We start from the raw sequence: 17813 nt of genomic DNA, 5'->3' as shown, positions 1-17813 counted from the left end.
AAAGGCTACCTGAAAGTTTCAGGTAGCCTTTTGTGTACATTAGAGAATTTAGAAAAGGCGTTGGCGACGGCTGCTGATTTCAAAGCCGTGGTTTTGGCTGTTGGTGCAAGTCATGCCGCTGGTGCGGCTGGTACATTGCCAGCCATTGCCACGCAGGGTCTGACCGTAGGGCAGCACGCGGCTGTCGGGGCTGGCGAGACTGTCTCCCACGCAGCCCATTTGGGTGTGGCCGGTGCGGGCGATGGAGAAGTTGCTGCCCCAATCGAGCTCGCAATCGCGCGGTTTGGGGCGGACTGGACGATCGGGCTGGGGAATCTGGCATTCCACTACGCCGGGGGAATGGTCGTACATGCAGTTGATGTTGCCGCTGGGGCTGCGGAACATTTTGATATCGGCATGTGCGGTGCCGGCAGCGAACAGGATGGCTGTGGCGACAAGGGGTAGGATACGCATGGTGTGACTCCATTAGAGTGGTTAGGAAAGAAAGATTTTAGCGCAAAGTTGGATGTTTTTTAGCTCGGTAGAAACTTGTGTTTGCTTTGCAAAAGTTTGTTTCAGGTAGCCTCTTGCTGCATAGAGGCTACCTGAAAATTTACAGCACGGCCTGCGGATAGGCGCCGATGATTTTGACGAAGGCGGCGCGTTCGGCGAGGGCTTCGAGGGCGGGCTGGATCTGGGGGCTGTCGACGTGGCCTTCGATGTCGATGAAGAAGATGTAGTCCCACAGGCCGGCGCGGCTGGGTCGGCTTTCGAGCTTGGTCATGGAGATGCCGTGCTCGGAGAAGGGCTGGAGCAGGCGGTGTACGGTGCCGGGGCGGTTGGGGGCGGAGACGATGAGGGAGGTTTTGTCGCGGCCGGAAGGCTGGGTGCGGTTGTGGCCGAAGATGAGAAAACGGGTGGTGTTGTTGGGCTCGTCTTCGATGTTGGCAGCGAATTTGGCCAGATGGTAATGCTCGGCGGCGGCCTGACCGGCAATGGCGGCGGCTTGCGGCTCGGCAGCGGCGAGGCTGGCGGCTTCGGCGTTGCTGGCCACGGAAATGCGGGTGGCGTGGGGCAGGTGGCGATTGAGCCATTCGTGGCATTGGGCCAGCGCTTGGGCGTGGGCATACACCTTTTCCGGCTGCCCGTTAGCGCCGGGCTGCTGCAATAAATGATGCTGGATGCGCAGGAGTACTTCGCCGCAGGCACGCAGGGGGGTGGAAACCATAAGGTCTAGGGTGCGGCCGACCGGGCCTTCGGTGGAGTTTTCCACCGGGGCGACGACGTAGTCGGCCTGGCGGGCTTCCACCAGGCGGAAGCATTCGTCGATGGAGGGGCAGGGCTGGGTGCGGGCGGCGTGGCCGAAGTGCTTCACGGCGGCTTGTTGGGTGAAGGTGGCTTCTGGGCCGAGGTAGGCGATGGTGAGCGGGCGTTCTACGGCGAGACATTCGCTCATGATTTCGCGGAACAGGCGGGCGACGGCTTCGTCGGGCAGGAGGCCGGCGGCGGTTTGGTTCAGGCTTTGAATACGCTGCAACACTTGGGCTTCGCGCTCGGGGCGGTAGACAATGCCGGTGCCTTTGAGCTCGCCGATGGCGCGGGCGTGGGCGGCGCGTTGGTTGAGCAGATTGAGGATTTCGGCATCGATGGTGTCGATGGCCTGACGGTGGGGGGCGAGGGATTGGTCGGGCATGGCGCGGTCTTTATGCGGGATGGGGATGGGTTGATTGTATAGCAGATTGGCATCCTTGTTGATACCAGTTGGGCTAAGGCCGCAGCGGAAGTGAAGTGAGCTTGTTATAGCACAGAAAAACGGGGCGTTGGTGTGGGCTGAATATTTTCAGGTAGCCTTAGATCGGGCGGGAGGCTACCTGAAAAGCATTGCGGGAAAAGTTGGGCAAAGGCTGCCTAAGGCTGATGCAAAACGTTTATAATCTCGCGTTTTCAGGTAACCTTTGTTGCCAAGGGCTGCCGCTTCAACCTAAAGATTAAAGAAATTCAACAGAAACATGGACAAATTGAAAATTACCGGCAACGGCCCGTTGCACGGCGAAATCGTGATTTCCGGCGCGAAAAATGCCGCCCTGCCGCTGATGTGCGCCGGGCTTTTAACCGAAGATATCCTGCATCTGACCAACGTGCCGATGCTGGCCGACGTGAAAACCACGCACAAACTCCTGCAAGGCATGGGCGCGGAAGTGGAAAGCGATGGCGTAAGCGAGTTCAAAATCAATGGCGGCACGGTAAACAACACTTGCGCACCGTATGAATTGGTGAAAACCATGCGTGCTTCCATTTTGGTGCTCGGCCCCACGCTGGCGCGTTTCGGCGAGTCGGAAGTAAGCCTGCCCGGCGGCTGCGCCATCGGCTCGCGACCGGTGGACCAGCACTTGAAAGGGCTGGAAACCATGGGCGCGGAAATCGTGATCGAGCACGGTTATGTGAAGGCGCGCGGCAAGCTCAAAGGCGCGCGCGTGGTGATGGATATGGTTACCGTGGGCGGCACGGAAAACCTGCTGATGGCAGCCACACTGGCCGAAGGCACCACTGTACTGGAAAACTGCGCAGTGGAGCCGGAAGTGGTGGACTTGGCCGAATGCCTGGTGAAAATGGGCGCGAAAATCAGCGGTATCGGCACGCCCTCTATGACGATTGAAGGTGTGGAGAAGCTGCACGGCTGTACCCACAGCGTGGTGCCCGACCGCATCGAAGCCGGCACTTTCCTCTGCGCCGTGGCCATGACCGGCGGGCAGGTGCGCCTGCAAAATGCTGCGCCCAAAACCATGGAAGCGGTGTTGGACAAGCTGGTGGAAGCCGGCGCGGAAATCCAAACCGGCGAAAATTGGATTGACATTAAAATGACGCAGCGTCCGAAAGCTGTAGACGTGCGCACCGTGCCGCATCCGGGTTTTCCCACCGATATGCAGGCGCAGTTTATGGCGATGAACGCGGTGGCCGAGGGCAGCAGCCGGATGGTGGAAACCATTTTTGAAAACCGCTTCATGCATGTGCCCGAGCTCAACCGTATGGGCGCGCATATCAGCGCCGAGGGCAATACCGCGCTGGTAAAAGGTGTGGAGCAACTTTCCGGCGCCACCGTGATGGCCACTGACTTGCGCGCTTCGGCCAGCCTGGTGATTGCCGGCCTGGTAGCCGACGGCGATACCATTGTGGAGCGCATCTACCACTTGGATCGCGGCTACGAGCATATCGAAGAGAAGCTGGGTAAAGTGGGCGCGAAAATCGAACGTTTGAAACAGTAGGCAGTTCTACCTGAAAAACCAACCGTAGGGTTTTCAGGTAGCCCCTCAAGCATCAGGAAGCAAAAACAGCCCGATATTCGGGCTGTTTTCCAATATTTGTTGGTTCTGATTAACGGCAGGACAAGCCCAAGATGGTGGGCGGGTTGCCGTTGGACAGTTTGATGCGGCAAGTGGTGCCGGAAGTGCCGGATACCACGGCATAGCGTGCACCGCCTTCGTTGCGGGTGCTGATATTCATCGGCTCTTTCACGCCCATGGATTTGGACGTTTGCGCCAAGTTTTGCACCAATTCAGGCGGCAGGCCGGAAGAGTCGTTGCCGATTTTTACACCGTCGGCCCATGCGGACGCAATCGGCAGCAAAGCCAGCATCAGAATAGTTAGTTTGCGTTGCATAGTTAGGTTCTCCTGTGAAAAATGGCTACCGTTGCCGGTAGCTGTGGAAACACTCTACTATATCGGAGTAAGGTTTGACAACGATTATGCCGCTTTTTACCTACGGCAGTGTCGGTAAGTGTCGCATTTTGTGGGCGAGTAATCTGATGGCTTTAAATAAATTTCTTTATAAATTAGCCTATTAGTTGTCTAATTTGCTGTCTAATGTGAAGCAGACGATAGCCAAGCGCGTACTGCCAATTAAATATTTTCAATGGATTGCCACACATGAACCGAAACAATTTCCCCCAATTGCCTGCCTACCGGCCGCCGTTTTGGCTGCGCGGCGGGCATTTGCAGAGCATTTGGCCGAAGCTGGTGCGCATTGGTAGCCCGGCCTACCGGCGCGAGCTTTTGCCCGACAGCCTGGGCGCCACTGAGGTGGCCTACGATTTTGTAGATGGTAAACGCCCCGATGCCCCGCTATTGATGCTGTTTCACGGGCTGGAAGGCAGCAGTGCCAGTCATTATGCCCGCGCCCTGATGTTTGCCGCGCAACGGCACGGCTGGCACGGCGTGGTGGCGCATTTCCGTAGCTGCGGCGAAGTGGAAAACCGCGCACCCGTGTTTTACCACTCCGGTGACAGCGCCGAAGTTGCACATATGCTGCAATTAATGCACTCGCGCTACCCGCGTATCTGCGCCGTCGGTATTTCCTTGGGCGGTAACGCATTGGCCAAATATCTGGCCGAACAAGGCAGCCGTGCCATTCCGCAGGCTGCTGCCGTGGTGAGCGCGCCGTTGGATTTAACCGCCGCCTCTCATCGGCTGGAGCAGGGCTTGAGCAAAATGCTGTATGCACCTTATTTCCTGCGTTCGCTGTTGCCTAAAGCCGCTGCTTGCGCCGCCCGTTTTCCGCAGATTGACGCCGCTGCCGTGCAAGCTGCCGCCAACCTCACCGATTTCGACAACAGCTTCACCGCCCCCGTGCACGGCTTTGCCGATGCCGCCGACTACTACCGCCGCTCCAGCGCCAAACCCCTGCTGCACCGAATCGCCGTGCCTACCCTGATTTTGAACGCACTCAACGACCCCTTCATTCCCGCCGAATCGCTGCCGCAGGCGAGCGACGTATCGCCAAGTGTTACTCTGTTGCAGCCCGAATACGGCGGCCACGCCGGCTTTCCCGGCACGGCTGATTTGAATTGGCTGCCGGATACCGTGTTGCGCTATTTCGACGGCGTGGCAGCACAGGCTACCTGAAAAGGTAGGAAGATTTTCAGGTAGCCTTGATATTAATAAACTGCCAAAATCAGCCAACCGACGCAGCCGAAAGAGCGTATAATGCCTGCCGTTTGAATTTTCCAACCATGAAGAGAGGCTGCCATGACTATCCGCTATAAGCGTGTTTTATTGAAACTTTCAGGTGAGGCATTGATGGGTAACGATGCCTTCGGCATCAACCGCACCACGATTATGGGCATTGTCGGGCAGATTGTGGAAATCGCCAAAATGGGCGTGGAAGTGGGCGTGGTGGTTGGCGGCGGCAACCTGTTTCGCGGTGTGGCCGCGCAGGCCAGTGATATGGACCGCGCCACTGCCGACTACATGGGCATGCTCGCCACGGTGATGAACGCCCTGGCCTTGAAAGATGCGTTTGAAAGCCTCGGCCAGCCCGCGCGCGTGCAATCCGCACTTTCCATGCAGCAGATTGCCGAGACCTATGCCCGCCCCAAAGCCATTCAATATTTGGAAGAAGGCAAAGTGGTGATTTTTGCCGCCGGCACGGGCAACCCATTCTTCACCACCGACACCGCCGCCGCGCTGCGCGGTGCGGAAATGAACTGCGACATCATGCTCAAGGCCACCAATGTGGACGGCGTGTACACCGCCGACCCGAAAAAAGACGCTTCGGCCACGCGCTATCAAGACATCACGTTTGACGAAGCCATCGTGAAAAACCTGAAAGTGATGGATGCCACCGCCTTGGCGCTGTGCCGCGAGCGCAAACTGAACATCGTGGTATTCGGCATTGCCAAAGAAGGCGCGCTCAAACGGGTGGTGCTGGGCGAAGACGAAGGCACTTTGGTGCATATTTGATTGAATTGGCAAGATTGCAGGCCGCTTCTCAATGGGAGGCGGCCTGATGTTTTGGCTTTCAGGTAGCCTGTTGCAGGGGGAGAGGCTACCTGAAAAACACCAACACAAAATCTGCCCAACCCGAAGTTGGTTTCCGCAGAAGTTCAACCTCCTCTGGCAATCTTGCTCCGGCCAGCTTTTCGCGCCGCAAAAAAAAACGCCCGTTGCCATAACGGGCGTTGGTGTATTGAACAAACCTGCTTATTTTTGCAGCAACACGCGCAGCATCCAGGCAGTTTTTTCATGGGTTTGCATACGGGTGGTGAGCAGGTCGGCGGTGGGTTCGTCGTTGGCTTCGTCCACAGCGGGGAACAGCTCGCGGCAGGTGCGGATCACGGTTTCCTGGCCTTCCACTAGCTCGCGAATCATAGTAGGAGCATCGTTGCTGCTTTGGCCGTCGGGGATAGAAGTGAGTTTGGCGAATTCGTTGTAGGAACCCGGTGCTTTGAAGCCCAGCGCGCGGATGCGTTCGGCAATTTCGTCCACGGCCAGCGCCAGCTCGTTGTATTGCTCTTCAAACATGGTGTGCAGGCTGTGGAACATTGGGCCTTCCACGTTCCAGTGGTAGTTGTGGGTTTTCAGATAGAGGGTGTAGGTGTCGGCCAGCACTTTAGATAAGCCTTGGGCGATGGTTTGGCGTTGGGTTTCGTTGATACCGATGTTGATGCTCATGATGGCTCCTTATTAAACAGAGTTGGGAAAAAGAATTACTGTTTGATTGGCAGCCATTGTAGTGTTGGTTATTTTATTTTTCCAATTAAAAATTGCTTTTCGATTGATTTTTTATTTTAATACCCAGAAGAAGGCTACCTGAAAGGTTTCAGGTAGCCTTTATTATGTTTTATATGTTTGAAAGATTGGCTATAAAAGGAGAGCGTGGGCATTCGCTGCTACTCTAGCGCAGCACTTCCTGTTCGGGCGAGTCGTTGCGGGTTTGCAGGCGCACGCTGTGCTGGCTGACGCTCCAGCATTGGGCATTGGCGCTGCGGCTGCACAGGCGCTTGCCGTCGCTATACCATTCTTGATTGCGCTTGCCGGTGCAGGATTCGAGGGTGATGTTGCTGCCGGTTTGGGTAAGGCATTGGCCATTTTGGCGGATGGTGCCGTTGCGGACTATACGTTCGAAATATTGGTTGGGCATGTTACGGCAGGGGTGAAGGGTGAGGGTACGGTTGTGGACGGTGATGCATTCGCTGCCGATACGCATGGTGTCGCCATCGGGGAGCTTGGATTCGGATTGTTTTTCGCGGGCAAAAGCAGTGCTGCTCGGGGCTTTGGTGTGGAGTTTGGGTGCATTGGGCGGGATGGGGCGCACGGGGCAATAGGGCAGAGGGCAGGCGGTGAGGAGGAGGGCGGAGAGCAGGATGAGGCGGTGCATGGGGTTATCCTCGTGGTTTCAGGTAGCCTTTTATATAGTGAGGCTGGGAATATGGCATAATTTACTGCTGTGGAATTTAGCAAATGCTGGCTTGATAGGAAAGTAGTTTGCGCAGATTCAAGGCTACCTGAAAATTTAGCGGGCTGAAGATAGGATATGGGAAATCGGCATCATCATGATGTGGTTTATCAGTCTGGAGAGACGGCGGATGCGCGGTTTATGGTGGCGGCGTGCCCGGCGGCCGGAAAACCTTGCCGCAGCGGGCAAAGCAAGGTAGTATCCCGCTCGTTATGCACTATTGCCGTGGCAGCCGGAAGGCTACCTGAAAACATCTCAATTAAGGAAACCCTATGATCAAAGAAATCCAAACCTCAGCCGAAACCAAGATGCAGCGTTCGGTGGAAGTGCTGCGCGAAAACTTAGCCAAAGTGCGCACCGGCCGCGCCCACACCGGTCTGCTCGACCAGGTGGAAGTGGAATACTACGGCAGCATGGTGCCGGTGAGCCAGGTGGCCAACGTAACCCTGCTCGACGCGCGCACCATTAGCGTGAAGCCCTATGAGGGCAATATGGCCGCCGCCGTGGAAAAAGCCATCCGCGATTCCAACCTCGGCCTGAACCCCGCTTCTATGGGCGACCTTATCCGCGTGCCGATGCCGATGCTCACTGAAGAGCGCCGCAAAGACCTGATTAAAGTAGTGCGCGGCGAAGCCGAAGACGGCCGCGTGTCTATCCGCAACGTGCGCCGCGATGCCAACGATCACATCAAAAAATTGCTGAAAGACAAAGAAGTGTCGGAAGACGATGCCCGCCGCGGCGAAGAGCAGATCCAGAAGCTCACCGACAAATACATCGCCGAAGTGGATAAACTGCTGGAGCATAAAGAAGAAGATTTGATGGTGGTGTAAACCATCCGAGCGATACGGCGGCACGGGCTGATATATTTGCCCGTGCCGCCTCAGGCTACCTGAAACCTGCCTAGCCCGAGGAAAGCATATGAGCAGCAGCACCCAAAGCATCCCCGAACGCACCAACATCCCGCGCCATGTTTGCGTGATTATGGACGGCAACGGTCGTTGGGCGAAAAAACGCCTACTGCCGCGCGTGATGGGGCACAAACGCGGCCTCACCGCCCTGGAAAACCTAGCCGCCCGCTGCGCCGAGCTCGGCGTGGAATACCTCACCGTATTCGCCTTTTCCACCGAAAACTGGCGCCGCCCCGAAGACGAAGTTTCCTTTTTAATGAAACTGTTTTTGCAGGCGCTAGACGGGAAGGTGGCCAAAATGCACCAAAACAACCTGCGGCTCAAAGTAATCGGCAACCGCAGCCGCTTCCCCGCCGCGATTGTGGAAGGCATCGAAGCCGCCGAACGGCTCACCGCCGACAACACCGGCCTCACGCTCACCGTGGCTGCCGACTACGGCGGCCGCTGGGATATCCTGCAAGCTGCCAACCGGCTGATTGCCGAAGGCAAAAGCGAAATCACCGAAGACGACCTCTCCCAGCGCCTTTCCTTGGCCGAAGCCCCCGAGCCCGACCTGTTTATCCGCACCGGCGGCGAAACCCGCATCAGCAACTTCATGCTTTGGCAAATGGCCTATGCCGAGTTTTATTTCACCGACGCGCTGTGGCCGGATTTCGACGCTGCCGAGTTCGACCGTGCCATTTCTTCCTTCCGGGTGCGCGAACGCCGTTTCGGCCGCACCAGCGAACAACTGCCGCCGGAACAGCAGCGCGGTTGAGTTGTTGGTTTTCCATCGGGTAGGGCGGCGATGGGCGGATGTCTGTTGCCGCTTTGTTTTAGCGCTACAACTCAAGCTCATACTATGAACTATAGTGAATTTTCCATCCACATCGAAAACCTCCGCCAATCATTCGCCAACCGTAATCTCGAAGACTATCTCCTGGCGCTCTATGCCCTGTTGCAAAGCCAACAGGATGCCGTTTGCACTCCCACCCTCTGCCTCAGCCTACTGCAAGAAGCCTTTACTGCTCCGCCTGCCCCGTTTAACGAACAATGGCTGCTCATCCGCCAGATGCCCGATGGGCAGCTGAAAACAAGCGATCCGTGGCAATACGCCTGCGCCGTGATTATTTTTCAGGTAGCCGAGTTGCACCGCATGCGTGGCCAAGAGCTGCAAAATGAATTGTGCCACTACGGCATCACCTCCGAAACCGGCTATAGCTGGTACAACTTCGACCCGCTCACCCTTTTGGAATGCGGTGCGCAGGGGTTGGAAGATAGTTTGGGGGAAGAAGTGGTTGTGGCAGATGATTGGTCGCTGTTGGGCGATTTGTTGGACTTAGGGCGTTATTACGAATAAGTAGTGCGAAAGGCTACCTGAAAATTTCAGGTAGCCTTTACTTTGGACAGCCAAAACCGTTTGCGCTAAAATGCCGCGTTTTCCGTTTTTCCCTGATTAGACTGAAAGAGATATAAATTATGAAAACCGCACAAGAATTGCGCGCCGGCAACGTATTCATGGTGGGCAGCGAGCCGATGGTGGTACAGAAAACCGAATACATCAAAGGCGGCCGCTCCTCTGCCAAAGTAAGCATGAAGCTGAAAAACCTGCTCACCGGCGCAAACAGCGAAACCATCGTGAAAGCCGATGATAAGTTTGACGTTATCCAGCTCGACCGCAAACAATGCACCTACAGCTATTTTGCCGACCCGATGTATGTATTCATGGACGAAGAGTTCAACCAATACGAAGTTGAAGGCGAAAACATCGGCGACAACCTGAAATTCATCGTAGACGGCATGGAAGATGTGTGCGAAGTAACCTTCTACGAAGGCAACCCGATTTCCGTGGAATTGCCCACCATCATCGTGCGCGAAGTGGAATACACTGAGCCCGCCGTTAAAGGCGATACTTCCGGCAAAGTGATGAAACCCGCACGCCTCGTGGGCGGTACCGAAATCCAAGTGATGGCCTACATTGAAAACGGCGACAAAGTGGAAATCGACTCCCGCACCGGCGAATTCCGCAAACGCGCCTAATTGCCGAATCTGGCCGGTATAGCTCAGTTGGTAGAGCAGCGCATTCGTAATGCGAAGGTCGGGGGTTCGACTCCCTTTACCGGCACCAATCCAAGCCCCGCTTTTCGCGGGGCTTTTTGCTGGCTGGTTTCAGGTAGCCTATATGCTTTACTTCTTCAAGCGTAATATTTCGCGCAGGGTGCCGTCGTACAGCCAAATCATGGCACATAGGGCATACAGGCAGGCGGATGCGGGGGCATTGCCGCTGCGCATCATTTCGAGTGCTACCGGATCGCGCCACGACCAATACAGCCAGTAGATGCCGTCAACAGAAAACCACATGCCAAACAAGGCCAGCGGCAAGTATTTCCACTGCCGACGCGCCAACGTGCGTGAAGTGATGGGGGCGAACAAGTAGGTGCTGAAGGCCATCAGGAAACTGATGGGAATATCCCAGTCGGGTGCGGGCTGGAGGTAGGAGCCGACAATGAGGATGGCAATGCCGCAGGCAAGCGAAAACAGCTTCCAGGGGCGGAGGTAGTCGTGAAGGGAAACGAGCGGCACTTTCAGGTAGCCTTTCTTGAATGGGCAGGTAGTGGATGACGGACAACTTTTCACGCAGCCAAGGCTACCTAAAAAATAGTTGATTAAGCCAGCCTAGTGCTTGCACTAAGAAGAAATAATGTGGCGGCATGGGTATTGCACGAACAGTACGGGCAGGAAAACCGGATGTGCTTAGGTGGAAAGTTTGCGCAAAAAAGAGCAAGCGCTGAATTTATATCGGCAAAAAGGCTACCTGAAACTTTTCAGGTAGCCTTTTACCTACCAAATAGGTTGCAACAAAGTGGAGCTAGCCTTCATCACCGTGCCGGAATGGTGCCCATGCGGCGGGTGAGGGAAGTGTGCGGCTCGTTGAACAGGCTGGCGTAATAGGTGGCGTTGGTCATCACGCGTTTAACATAGTCGCGGGTTTCATCAAACGGGATGGTTTCGGCATACACCGCGCCTTCGAGAGCTGTGGAGGCCTGCCAGTTGCGGGCGCGGCCGGGGCCGGCGTTGTAGCCGGCGGTGGCGAGCACTTCATTACCCAACCGATTGCGGGCATCACCCAGATACCAAATGCCCATGCGGATATTACCTTCGATGGTGTGCAATTCGGCAGGATCCATGCCGATTTTGCCGGCGATTTCGCGGGCGGTGGCGGGCATCACCTGCATCAGGCCGGTGGCGCCCACGCGGGATCGCACGCCGATCATGAAGCGGCTTTCTTGGCGGATGATGCCGTAGGCCCAGGCGGGGTCGATATTGGCTTGGGCGGCGTAGCGGCTCACGCTGTCGCGGAAGGGAGAGATATAGCGCAGGTTGTAGTTGATTTGGCTGTTGGTTTTATCGGCGGCATAAATGCCCATCTCGTAGAAGCCGGCATCATGGGCAAGCTTGGAGGCGGCGAGTAGGGCGGGTTCGTTAAAGCCGTCCACGGCATAGCGCCACTCGGCCTGGGCTTGTTTGCGCATATCCCAATCGCCGCTGCGCTGGGAGGCGCGGAATAAGTTGAGCGCGCGGGAAACCGCACCGTCGGCGGCCACTTGTCCGGTTTGGCTGCTGCCGGGCTCGGCGGCGGTGTTGCGGGTGTCCACTTTACCGCCGAGGGCTTCGGTGGCAAGCAGGGCATAGAAATTGCGGCCGGAGGCAGCGGCTTGGCGATAGTACTGCTGGGCTCGGGCGGAATCGCCGCTGGCGGCCAGGCTGCGGGCAAGCCAATATTGCCAGGTGGGGTCAGCACGCAGGGTGTCGGGCATAGCTTCGATGATGTTTTGCAGCTCGCTCCAGCGGCTGAGGCGCAGAGCGCTGCGGGCATACCATTCCCAGTGTTCTTTGCCCAGCTGGCTGCGGTCGGCACGGTTGAAGGCGTCGAGCGCGGCAGGGAAGCGCTGGTTCAGCGCGTAGTGGTGGCCGAGCACGGCCCAGGCGAAGCCGGTTTGGGCCGGGCTGAGGTTGGCGGAGAGACTTTGCAGGCGTTGGGCGGCATCGGCCTGTTTGCGGGCATTTTGGCCGATTACGCTGTGTAGTAGGGCTTCACGGCCGCCTTGGCTGTCGGGCGTGGCGCTGGTGAGGGGCTCGGGCAGGGGAGAGCCTAAGGCAGCGGCCAGGCGGCGGGCGTCGCTGATTTGGTTGTTGGCCAGCAGGCCGCGCACGCGCCGCCAAGCGGCATCGGCGGGCAGTCTGCCTTGGGCGGCGAGCTGGTCGAGCAGGCGGTTGCAGCCTTCGGGTTGGCGGCCGAGTTCGGCCAGCACTTCTTGGGTGGCATTTTGATTTTCCTGCCCGGCCAGCGCGGCATAGCAGCGGGTTTCTTTATCGCGGTCGGCGGGTTTCAGGTAGCCGTATTGCCGAACAAACTCTTGCCATTGGCCGTTGCGGCCGAGCTGTTTGAGCCACTGGTTGCGCAGGCTGTTGGCCATGGCGCTGGGCTGGGCTTGGGCGAGGAATTGGGCGGCCTGGCTGGCATCGCCCTGTTTGAGCGCGGCTTGGGCGGACTGGAAGATCTGGTAATCGGCCAGCACTTTATCTTCGGAATCGCTGCGGCGGCCGCCGGGCAGCTGGACGGCGGCACTGCTATCGGCATTGATGGGCTCGACCGGGGTTTCGGTTTGGCTGGAGCAGGCGGCGAGCAGGCCGGCAGCGAGGAGGGAGAGACTGTGTTGATATACTATTTTTTTCATGCTTGATGTCGGTTTGGATAATTCGGAATGGCCTAAGGCTACCTGAAAGCGGCGGGGCAATGAAGCGGCAGGCGCGAACAGACGGCGGGTTTTACTGCTTTTTACTTGCGAGCCGGGTTTCAGCCAGCCGGTTGTTCGGTAAGGCTACCTGAAAGTACGGCTTCAATAAAGTTGAAATGAGCTTGTAGGTTGCTGCAAGACTAAACATTTCAGCTAGTCCTTTGCTCCGTGTTCAGCCAATACGTTTGAACGGGGGCAGGCAGGCGAGGAGTTGTTTGCCGTAGCGGGCGGTGAGGATGCGGTTGTCGAGGATGGTGACGCGGCCGTAGTCGTGTTCGGTGCGGATGAGGCGGCCTACGGCTTGGGTGAGTTTGATGCCGGCTTCGGGCACGGTGATTTCCATGAAGGGGTTGCCGCCGCGCTGTTCTATCCAGCGGCTGCGGGTTTTTTCGATGGGGTGGTCGGGCATGGTGAAGGGCAGTTTGGCGATGATGACGTGGGCGCAGTCGCTGCCGGGCAGGTCGAGGCCTTCGGCGAAGCTGTCGAGCCCGAACAGGATGCTGGCGCGGCCTTCGGCGATGGCTTGGCGGTGGCGTTCGAGCAGGATGGCTTTGGGCAGGTCGCCTTGGATGAGCAATAGGGGCAGGTGGCTTTCAGGTAGCCTTAAGGCCACGTCTTGCATCTGTTTGCGCGAGGAGAACAAAACGAGGGTGCCGACGGCTTCTTCAGGGCTGATGAGCTTGGGCAGCCATTCGGCGATTTCGGCTGTATGGGCGTCGGCCTGCTTGGGACTGGCGGCCACGGGCGGGATGTAGAGCTCGCCTTGGGCGGGGAAGTTGAAGGGGCTTTCCAGCGCGAGGGTGGTGGTTTCAGGCAGCCATTGCAGGCCGGTTTGTTTCAATAAATGGTCGAAGCTGCCGAGCGATTGCAGGGTGGCGGAGGTGAGGATGGCACCGGCGGCGCGGCGCCACAGGCCGGCGGCGAGCATGGCGGCGGCGCTCACGGGGGAGGCGTGGAAGGAGTAGTCGGTTTTGTCGCTGTTGTGGCTGCATTCGATCCATTTGGCCAGCGGCGGGGCGTCGCCCGCGGGCTCGGTGGCGAGTAAGTCCCACACGGCGCTGATTTGCTCGATGCGGGCGCGGAAGATGCCGAATTCGCTGCTGAGGCGGTCGATTTGGGCGCTGTCGCTGTCTTTTTCGCGGCGGGCGGCGGCGAGGGCGTCGTTGAGACCGTTGGCGTGTTTGTAGAGGCTTTGCGCGGCGGCGGCGGTGTTGGATACGAGCAGGGCGAGTTCTTCGGGGATTTGGCCGTCTTGCCACAGCCATTGCGGATCACGGCCGCTGTCGTTGTAGGCGAGCTCGGGGGTGTCGCCGAGGTGGAACTGCCATTCGTAGAGGCTGTCGAGCAGGGCGGCGGCGGCTTCGTCGGCCAGGTTGGCCAAATCGGCTTTGTCGGCCACGGCGGCGATTTTGTCGGTGATTTGCGGCAGTTTTTCCAGCGCCCATACGGCTTGGTTCAGCGAATGCTCGGCGGCAAACTGGTTGAGGGCTTTTTTGGGCAGGTGGTGTGCTTCGTCGATGCAGTAGAAGCTGTGTTCGGGTGCGGGCAGGATTACGCCGCCGCCCATGCCGATGTCCACCATGAGCAAATCGTGGTTGCTCACCACCACATCCACGGTTTCGAGCGTGTCGCGGGCAAGGTAGAAGGGGCATTCGGGGCGGTTGGGGCAGGCGGCTTTGAGGCAGCCGTAGTTGTCGTTGTTTACCTTGAGCCAGAGGGTGTCGTCGATTTTCTCCGGCCAGGTGTCGCGGTCGCCGTTGAAGCGGCGTTCGGCGAAGGCGTCGGCCAGCTCGCGCAGGGTTTGGATTTCTTCGGGCTTGGGTTTGCTGTCCCACAGGATTTGCGGAGTGTCGAAGCCGGCCAGGCTTTGCTGCGCCTGGCTTTGGGTGAGCTGGTAGAGCTTGTAGGGGCAGAGGTAGCGGCCGCGCCCTTTGGCCAGGGCAAAGGTGAGATCGAGCCCGCTTTTTTCCACCAAAAACGGTAAATCGCGCCCCACCAGCTGCTCTTGCAGCGCCACGGTGGCGCTGGATACCACCAGCCGCTTGCCGCGCGTTTGCGCCATGATGCCGCCGGCTAAAAGATAGGCTAGGCTTTTGCCCACGCCAGTGGGCCCTTCGATCACGGCAATGCTCTCGCCCTCACGCTTGGGCGGCTCTTCGCCGTCGGCTTTTTCCAGCGTGCGCGACAGGGTATTGGCCACGGCGGCCAGCATTTCGCGCTGCGCTTTGCGCGGGCGGAAATGGGGCAGGTTTTCGCTGATGGCTTGGTAGTGGCGGCGGATGGCGCCTTTTTCTAAATCGGTGAGCATGGCGGTGGCGGCTGGAAAGAAGCGGGTATTATAGAAGATTATGGGAGGGCTTGGGCGGGAGTGGAGGCTACCTGAAAAATATGGAACAGGGCAGAGAAGGCATAGGTGTTCCAAAATCAAAATAAGACAACGCCATATTCTTCATGGAGACGGCTATAGTGAATTAACAAAAACCAGGACAAGGAGGCGAGCCGCAGACAGTACAGATAGTACGGCAAGGCGAGCCAACGCTGTACTGGTTTTTGTTAATTCACTATATAAACTTTCAGGTAGCCTGTTGCGCGATAAAGGCTACCTGAAACCCGATGGCATACAGAATGAAAGGCAAGTACAATCCGCCGCATCAACCATCAAACAGCTGGAGAGTGAAATGTCTGAACTCTTGGAATTTTTCCGCACCGAAACCGTGGGTGCGGCGGCAGAAACGCTGGATTTTTGGCTCAACGAATGCAGTTTGGACGAAGCACCTTCGGCTGAGGAAGTGGCGCAGTGGCAGGCGGTGCTGGACGAGCGCGGCGGGCGGTTTGTGCGACTGGCGATGATGTGTGCCGATTGGCTTGAGGAGCACCAGGCGTGAACCGCTGGCTGTGGCTGAGCATTTTGTGGTTTGCGGGCATGATGTATGCCTTGCTGCTGCATCAGGGCGGCAACGCGCCGCTGCCGTTTGCCCATTTCGATAAAGTGGTGCACGCGGCTTTGTTTTTCGGCCAGTTTTGGCTGCTGGCTAAAGTGTTTTTGCTGCGGCGGCGGCCTGTGCCGTGGAAAGCTTTGCTGCTGGCGGCGCTGGTATTGGCTGCGGGCAGCGAGTGGGCGCAAGGGGCGCTCACGGTATCGCGGCAGGCCGATTGGCGTGATGCGGCAGCAGATATGGCCGGTGCGGCGGCAGCGCTGTATTTTGCCGCGCAGGTGCAGGCGGCGCGTGCCGGTAAGCGGTCGGGCTTGGGTGAAAAGTGTTGAGATGATGCTTGCTAAACGCCGTTCCCGGGCTTATAATGCACCTTCTTTCGGAATGTAGCGCAGTCTGGTAGCGCACTTCGTTCGGGACGAAGGGGTCGGAGGTTCGAATCCTCTCATTCCGACCAGCTTTTCAAAAAGACTTGGTGCTGCCAAGTCTTTTTGTTTTGGTGCGGCGCAAACGCTGTGCCGCTCTCAATCTTAAAGGCTACCTGAAACTTAGGTTTCGGCCAGGCTGAATATTTCCCGTTCCATCCAGTTATTGCAAAGAAATTCGTTATGAACGCCTCTCTTATCCAAGATCTGCAAGCGCGCGGCCTGATCGCGCAAACCACCGACATCGAAGCTTTGAGCACGTTGTTGAACGAACAGAAAATCGCCCTCTACTGCGGTTTCGACCCGACTGCCGACAGCCTGCATATCGGTCACTTGCTGCCCGTATTGGCCTTGCGCCGTTTCCAACAGGCCGGGCATACGCCGATTGCTTTGGTGGGCGGTGCGACCGGCATGATCGGCGACCCCAGCTTCAAAGCGGTGGAGCGCAGCTTGAATTCCGCCGAAACCGTTGCCGGCTGGGTAGAAAGCATCCGCAACCAACTGAAACCGTTTTTGAGCTTTGAAGGCGAAAACGCCGCCATTATGGCGAACAACGCCGACTGGTTCGGCAGCATGAACTGCCTCGATTTCCTGCGCGACATCGGCAAGCATTTCTCCGTCAACGCCATGCTGAACAAGGAATCCGTCAAACAGCGTATCGACCGCGATGACGTGGGCATTTCCTTCACCGAGTTCGCCTACACGCTGCTGCAAAGCTATGACTTTGCCGAGCTGAACAAACGCCACGGTGCAACGCTGCAGATCGGCGGTTCCGACCAATGGGGCAACATCACCAACGGCATCGACCTGACCCGCCGTTTGAACCAAAAACAAGTATTCGGCCTGACCCTGCCGCTGGTCACCAAATCCGACGGCACCAAATTCGGCAAAACCGAAGGCGGCGCGGTATGGCTGAACGCGAAGAAAACCTCGCCGTATCAGTTCTACCAGTTCTGGCTGAAGGTGGCCGACGCTGATGTATATAAATTCCTGAAATACTTCACCTTCCTGTCCATCGAAGAAATCGCCGCCATCGAAGCTAAAGACAAAGCCAGCGGTACCAAGCCCGAAGCGCAACGTATCCTCGCCGAAGAAATGACCCGCCTGATTCACGGCGAAACTGCCCTGCAAGCCGCGCAGCGCATTACTGAAAGCCTGTTTGCCGAAGACCAAAGCAGCCTGACAGAAAGCGACTTCGAACAGCTCGCCCTCGACGGCCTGCCCGCGTTTGAAGTTTCAGGTAGCCTCAATGTGGTGGAAGCCTTGGTGAAAACCGGTTTGGCTTCGTCCAACAAAGAAGCGCGCGGTTTTGTGAACAGCAAAGCGGTATTGCTCAACGGCCAAGCCGCCGAATTGAACAATCCGAACCACGCTGCCGAACGCCCCGACGATGCCTATCTGCTGGCCGACGCGCACAAACGCTTCGGCAAATACACCATCCTCCGCCGCGGCAAACGCAACCACGCGCTTTTGGTGTGGCAATGAGTTGAATGAAAACCAAAGGCTACCTGAAAACCCAGCCGCCCAGGCCGGATTTTCAGGTAGCCTTATTTTTAGGT

At 57.6% G+C, this 17813-nt stretch carries 19 protein-coding genes and 2 tRNA genes; 13 read left to right on the top strand and 8 right to left on the bottom strand.

Features of this window, described 5'->3' with window-relative positions; all coding sequences use genetic code 11:
* Positions 1-48: 48 nt before the first annotated feature.
* Together HMPREF2541_RS03720 and pheA are read right to left on the bottom strand one after the other, a co-directional pair.
* Positions 49-453: a DUF6636 domain-containing protein gene (locus tag HMPREF2541_RS03720; RefSeq protein ID WP_035580144.1), complete on the bottom strand. Its 405-nt coding sequence runs from the start codon at positions 451-453 to the stop codon at positions 49-51.
* Between the two features lie 139 nt (positions 454-592).
* A complete protein-coding gene (pheA, locus tag HMPREF2541_RS03715; RefSeq protein ID WP_070541771.1) occupies positions 593-1672 on the bottom strand; it encodes a prephenate dehydratase in 1080 nt (359 codons plus the stop codon).
* Between the two features lie 316 nt (positions 1673-1988).
* On the opposite strand from pheA, the gene murA reads away from it, so the two are divergent.
* Positions 1989-3242, top strand: coding sequence for a UDP-N-acetylglucosamine 1-carboxyvinyltransferase (gene murA, locus HMPREF2541_RS03710; protein WP_064087929.1), 1254 nt, complete (start codon positions 1989-1991; stop codon positions 3240-3242).
* Positions 3243-3351: 109 nt separating this feature from the next.
* Here the strand turns inward: murA and HMPREF2541_RS03705 are convergent, their stop codons facing one another.
* A complete protein-coding gene (locus HMPREF2541_RS03705) occupies positions 3352-3636 on the bottom strand; it encodes a hypothetical protein (protein WP_003823148.1) in 285 nt (94 codons plus the stop codon).
* A 267-nt stretch (positions 3637-3903) separates the two neighbouring features.
* On the opposite strand from HMPREF2541_RS03705, the gene HMPREF2541_RS03700 reads away from it, so the two are divergent.
* Both HMPREF2541_RS03700 and pyrH read left to right on the top strand, forming a co-directional pair.
* Positions 3904-4878: a YheT family hydrolase gene (locus HMPREF2541_RS03700; protein ID WP_070541770.1), complete on the top strand. Its 975-nt coding sequence runs from the start codon at positions 3904-3906 to the stop codon at positions 4876-4878.
* A 123-nt stretch (positions 4879-5001) separates the two neighbouring features.
* Positions 5002-5715, top strand: a complete 714-nt coding sequence (gene pyrH / locus HMPREF2541_RS03695) for a UMP kinase (protein ID WP_003823146.1) — start codon at positions 5002-5004, stop codon at positions 5713-5715.
* A 240-nt stretch (positions 5716-5955) separates the two neighbouring features.
* Here the strand turns inward: pyrH and HMPREF2541_RS03690 are convergent, their stop codons facing one another.
* Together HMPREF2541_RS03690 and HMPREF2541_RS03685 are read right to left on the bottom strand one after the other, a co-directional pair.
* Positions 5956-6426 (bottom strand): Dps family protein, encoded by a 471-nt coding sequence (locus tag HMPREF2541_RS03690; protein WP_070541768.1) that lies wholly within the window; start codon positions 6424-6426, stop codon positions 5956-5958.
* A gap of 223 nt (positions 6427-6649) precedes the next feature.
* Positions 6650-7132 (bottom strand): RICIN domain-containing protein, encoded by a 483-nt coding sequence (locus tag HMPREF2541_RS03685; RefSeq protein ID WP_003823144.1) that lies wholly within the window; start codon positions 7130-7132, stop codon positions 6650-6652.
* Between the two features lie 156 nt (positions 7133-7288).
* Here HMPREF2541_RS03685 and HMPREF2541_RS11875 point away from each other — a divergent pair, with 156 nt between their 5' ends.
* The 6 genes from HMPREF2541_RS11875 to HMPREF2541_RS03660 all read left to right on the top strand — a co-directional run bounded on the left by HMPREF2541_RS11875 (position 7289) and on the right by HMPREF2541_RS03660 (position 10225).
* Positions 7289-7486, top strand: coding sequence for a hypothetical protein (locus HMPREF2541_RS11875; RefSeq protein ID WP_141744193.1), 198 nt, complete (start codon positions 7289-7291; stop codon positions 7484-7486).
* Positions 7483-8040 carry a ribosome recycling factor gene (gene frr, locus HMPREF2541_RS03680; protein WP_003823140.1) on the top strand — a complete coding sequence of 186 codons (558 nt, stop codon included), beginning with the start codon at positions 7483-7485 and terminating at the stop codon, positions 8038-8040. Before HMPREF2541_RS11875 ends, frr begins: the two co-directional genes overlap by 4 nt.
* Positions 8041-8128: 88 nt before the next feature.
* Positions 8129-8875: an isoprenyl transferase gene (locus tag HMPREF2541_RS03675; RefSeq protein WP_049258895.1), complete on the top strand. Its 747-nt coding sequence runs from the start codon at positions 8129-8131 to the stop codon at positions 8873-8875.
* A gap of 84 nt (positions 8876-8959) precedes the next feature.
* Positions 8960-9457 carry a hypothetical protein gene (locus tag HMPREF2541_RS03670; protein ID WP_070541766.1) on the top strand — a complete coding sequence of 166 codons (498 nt, stop codon included), beginning with the start codon at positions 8960-8962 and terminating at the stop codon, positions 9455-9457.
* Between the two features lie 119 nt (positions 9458-9576).
* Complete coding sequence (gene efp / locus HMPREF2541_RS03665) at positions 9577-10137, top strand: elongation factor P (RefSeq protein ID WP_003823135.1); 561 nt, start codon at positions 9577-9579, stop codon at positions 10135-10137.
* A 12-nt stretch (positions 10138-10149) separates the two neighbouring features.
* Positions 10150-10225, top strand: a tRNA-Thr gene (locus HMPREF2541_RS03660).
* Positions 10226-10284: 59 nt separating this feature from the next.
* Here HMPREF2541_RS03660 and HMPREF2541_RS03655 read toward each other — a convergent pair.
* The 3 genes from HMPREF2541_RS03655 to dinG all read right to left on the bottom strand — a co-directional run bounded on the left by HMPREF2541_RS03655 (position 10285) and on the right by dinG (position 15204).
* Entirely contained in the window at positions 10285-10680 is a 396-nt protein-coding gene (locus HMPREF2541_RS03655) for a hypothetical protein (protein ID WP_064083834.1), read from the bottom strand.
* Positions 10681-10976: 296 nt separating this feature from the next.
* Entirely contained in the window at positions 10977-12836 is a 1860-nt protein-coding gene (locus HMPREF2541_RS03650) for a lytic transglycosylase domain-containing protein (RefSeq protein WP_064087926.1), read from the bottom strand.
* Between the two features lie 232 nt (positions 12837-13068).
* Positions 13069-15204: an ATP-dependent DNA helicase DinG gene (gene dinG, locus HMPREF2541_RS03645; RefSeq protein ID WP_064087925.1), complete on the bottom strand. Its 2136-nt coding sequence runs from the start codon at positions 15202-15204 to the stop codon at positions 13069-13071.
* Between the two features lie 370 nt (positions 15205-15574).
* Here dinG and HMPREF2541_RS03640 point away from each other — a divergent pair, with 370 nt between their 5' ends.
* From HMPREF2541_RS03640 to tyrS, 4 genes are all read left to right on the top strand, one after another.
* Positions 15575-15781, top strand: a complete 207-nt coding sequence (locus HMPREF2541_RS03640; RefSeq protein ID WP_064085045.1) for a hypothetical protein — start codon at positions 15575-15577, stop codon at positions 15779-15781.
* A complete protein-coding gene (locus HMPREF2541_RS03635; RefSeq protein WP_081253474.1) occupies positions 15778-16161 on the top strand; it encodes a hypothetical protein in 384 nt (127 codons plus the stop codon). The genes HMPREF2541_RS03640 and HMPREF2541_RS03635 overlap by 4 nt, the downstream gene beginning before the upstream one ends.
* 48 nt (positions 16162-16209) lie before the next feature.
* A tRNA-Pro gene (locus HMPREF2541_RS03630) sits at positions 16210-16286 on the top strand.
* A gap of 151 nt (positions 16287-16437) precedes the next feature.
* On the top strand, positions 16438-17739 hold the full coding sequence (tyrS, locus tag HMPREF2541_RS03625) for a tyrosine--tRNA ligase (RefSeq protein WP_064087924.1): 1302 nt from the start codon (positions 16438-16440) through the stop codon (positions 17737-17739).
* Positions 17740-17813: the final 74 nt, after the last annotated feature.

It is taken from the genome of Eikenella sp. HMSC061C02 (genome assembly GCF_001809035.1).
Taxonomy (GTDB): Bacteria; Pseudomonadota; Gammaproteobacteria; order Burkholderiales; family Neisseriaceae; genus Eikenella; species Eikenella corrodens.
This window is presented reverse-complemented; position numbering and strand designations above follow the sequence as displayed.